This is a genomic window from Catellicoccus marimammalium M35/04/3 (assembly GCF_000313915.1).
Classification (GTDB): domain Bacteria; phylum Bacillota; class Bacilli; order Lactobacillales; family Catellicoccaceae; genus Catellicoccus; species Catellicoccus marimammalium.
Window position 1 is genome coordinate 1 of record NZ_AMYT01000010.1, and the last position, 2,894, is coordinate 2,894.

The 2,894-nt window shown below is 30.5% G+C and carries 5 protein-coding genes; all 5 read right to left on the reverse strand.

Going from position 1 to position 2,894, the window contains the following annotated elements:
- Nucleotides 1-111: 111 nt before the first annotated feature.
- Complete coding sequence (locus C683_RS06685; protein WP_009488594.1) at nt 112-660, reverse strand: HigA family addiction module antitoxin; 549 nt, start codon at nt 658-660, stop codon at nt 112-114.
- A 12-nt stretch (nt 661-672) separates the two neighbouring features.
- On the reverse strand, nt 673-1,110 hold the full coding sequence (locus C683_RS06640; protein WP_244425053.1) for a type II toxin-antitoxin system HicA family toxin: 438 nt from the start codon (nt 1,108-1,110) through the stop codon (nt 673-675).
- A gap of 213 nt (nt 1,111-1,323) precedes the next feature.
- A complete protein-coding gene (locus tag C683_RS06550; RefSeq protein ID WP_009488598.1) occupies nt 1,324-1,488 on the reverse strand; it encodes a DUF6290 family protein in 165 nt (54 codons plus the stop codon).
- Between the two features lie 139 nt (nt 1,489-1,627).
- Nucleotides 1,628-1,870 (reverse strand): hypothetical protein, encoded by a 243-nt coding sequence (locus C683_RS01625; RefSeq protein WP_009488600.1) that lies wholly within the window; start codon nt 1,868-1,870, stop codon nt 1,628-1,630.
- Nucleotides 1,871-2,345: 475 nt separating this feature from the next.
- Nucleotides 2,346-2,711: a winged helix-turn-helix transcriptional regulator gene (locus C683_RS01630; RefSeq protein ID WP_009488602.1), complete on the reverse strand. Its 366-nt coding sequence runs from the start codon at nt 2,709-2,711 to the stop codon at nt 2,346-2,348.
- Nucleotides 2,712-2,894: the final 183 nt, after the last annotated feature.

Below are 2,894 nucleotides of genomic sequence, written 5' to 3' on the forward strand. Positions count from 1 at the left end.
TTCTTTCCGATTGTTTTTTGAGGGCGTGGGGGTGGGGACACTCCTACGCAAAAAAACAATGTGTAGATAATAAAAAAGGATAAGAGTGATTACTCTTATCCTTTATCTTGTTTAGGCTTTGATTTGTTGAATTTTATTATATTCATCTTGATATTCTGATTCAAAATTTTGTACATCTATATCATTTTGTAAATTGATAAAATATTTCGCAGGGACTCCAAAAAAATGTCCTAGTCGAATAGACGTATCTACAGTGATTTTTTCTTTATTATGTAGAATATTTTGAATAATAGTAATTGGGATATTTGTTTTTTCTGATAACTCTTCAGGAGATACATTATAAGGTTTCATAAATTCTTGATTTAATACTTCACTTATAACTACATTCTCATAACTAGTTATATAATCATCTAACTCAACAGAAACTAAAGTAATAATATCATCATCATGTTTTTTCACTAATTCATGAATAGGAGTAGCTATAGGTAATTCTTCATTATTTTCAATATAACTTGCTAACATGATTCCTAAAGCGTCAGACGCATTTTCCAATGCTTCTAACTCATCTTTCCCTTGAGTTACTGCTCCATCTACGTCTGGAAAATATACACCATATCCTACTGGGTCTACTTCAAGAATTGCAGGGTATACTTTTTTCATAATAACACTCCTTTACAAATAAGGTTTTACTGCTTTTCGTACACTTTTTTCAACGACTAAAGATAGCTCTTTTCCATGAGAAGTAAGAATAACAGGTCGATGATGATTAGGCTTAATAAATTTCCTATGCGAACCCTTTCCACCGCTCACTTCTTTAAATCCTGCTTTCTTTAGCAATCGTTCCGCCTCTTTTACTGTCATTGGCATAATAACAACTCCATTATACAATCTCTCCTTTTCGATTAAAAATTCTTTGTGTTGCTTACGTGCCTCACATTTTCTTGAGAACATGGGAGAAAAAGAGGATTGACAAGGGCGAAGAGTGAAACGTCCCTTGCAAGACTCTGAACCCATGTTAAAAGAAGCAAAATAAGAAATCATTGCGGAGCAATGATCTCCAGCGTGCGACTGCAAGGAGCTATTATCAATTAAAAAAGTGGCTTTAGCCACTTTTTCTTCTTTTTAATAAAAAAATATGATAAAATGCCAATGTAAAACTTTTTTACGTTTTGCATTATTATCATGGAGAGTTGGTATATTACCAACTCTTTTTATTTATAAATATCTGCCTTTAAATATGGTCATCTAACTATTTGACAAGCTTTTTAACCATCAGATAGCTCTAATTCTTCCAAAATAACTTCACGAGAATGAGTAATATTATTAGACTCTCTCTGATTGGATAGCACCGATATAGTCTAACTCATCTTCTAAATCTTCTAAAATACTATTTTTTATAAAGTCAGTGGTAGATACTCCATATAAATCTGCCACCTTTTTTATATTTTCATATTCTTTATCATCAAAATAAAGAGATACTATAACCATGATTGAATAACCTCCTAGACAAAAATATAATAAATTTCAAATAAAATTTATAGTGGTAATTATACTTTGATATAATATTTTTATAAAACTCATACCATTAAAAGAGCTGGTAGGATAACTACCAGCTTCTATTATTTAATTATTCAATATCTTCTACAACTCGAGCTAAACATTCTTCCAAAGCGACAATTTCTTTATAACCTTCTTCACAATAAATAATAGCTAGTACAGTCGCATAAGGAATATGATTTTCAAGAAGATAATCTTTATCTTTCACTTCTAAGATTTCCCCTTTAAATAAGTTTACTGTATTATCCTCTGGGTCTTGAATAATATTTTGACTCATACGATATTTTTTTCCTAATTCTAATTTTGTAGCCATAATTTTTTCTCCTTTTTGATTAAAAATTCTTTGTGTTGCTTACCTGCCTCACATTTTCTTGAGAACATGAGGGAAAAAGAGGATTGTCAAGGGCGAAGAGTGAAACGTCCCTTGCAAGACTCTGAACTCATGTTAAAAGAATCAAAATAAGGAATCATTGCCCTGCAATGATCTCCTTTGTTAGTCTAAGTTGAAATGACCTAAAAAATTGGACACTTTATTCAATTATTAAAATTAAGTAAGGATTGAATTTCTATATCGAATAGGAATTAATATCTAACATTCTATAAACTAGTTTTAAATTCCAAATTAGCTGATAAATTCTAGCTTCACTCATTGGATATAAAAGATAAAGTTCTTTAACTTTATATCTAGATTTCTTGTTTTTTCTTTTTACTTAATCACATAAAAATAACCCTCAAAAGCCTTCTCTAACTTTTGAGGGTCATATCAGTATTGCTTCTTTTTTTCTATTTTAAAAGACAGGAGGTAATTCATCTACTTCTTCTAATTGGTTCTTCTTAACGAATTCTTCTCCCCAGTCACAAATTGTGTCCACTACCGGAGCTAATTCATGACCAATTTCTGTTAAATGATATTCTACTTTGGGTGGAACAACAGGATAAACAGTGCGTTCAATAATCCCATCTTCTTCTAATTCACGTAATTGACGAATTAACATTCGTTGTGTGACTTGAGGCATATATTTATTTAATTCACTTAGTCGTAGTGGTTCATAATGTAATAAATGCCAAACAATAGGAATTTTCCATTTCCCCCCAATTACTGAAATTGCTAAATCTTTTGGATTATAAAATCCTCTATCTTTATATAAATACATACTTCATCATCTCCTCCTTTATTGTATCATAAGTATCAAATATCTTTTTTTCTGTAAAACCTCTTTTTTCGTCAGTATGCTCTTTTATTTATTTTATAAAAAAACCTAGGATAGAGATCCTAGGTTTCTATTTAGAGGTTTTTCAGAGTGGAAGAATAGTCTAGAAAGATTTTTTAGTTGGAA

Coding starts and splice junctions, on each gene's coding strand:
- C683_RS01630 (WP_009488602.1), bottom strand. CDS start 2,711: ATGTATTTATATAAAGATAGAGGATTTTATAATCCAAAAGATTTAGCA.
- C683_RS06550 (WP_009488598.1), bottom strand. CDS start 1,488: ATGGTTATAGTATCTCTTTATTTTGATGATAAAGAATATGAAAATATA.
- C683_RS01625 (WP_009488600.1), bottom strand. CDS start 1,870: ATGGCTACAAAATTAGAATTAGGAAAAAAATATCGTATGAGTCAAAAT.
- C683_RS06685 (WP_009488594.1), bottom strand. CDS start 660: ATGAAAAAAGTATACCCTGCAATTCTTGAAGTAGACCCAGTAGGATAT.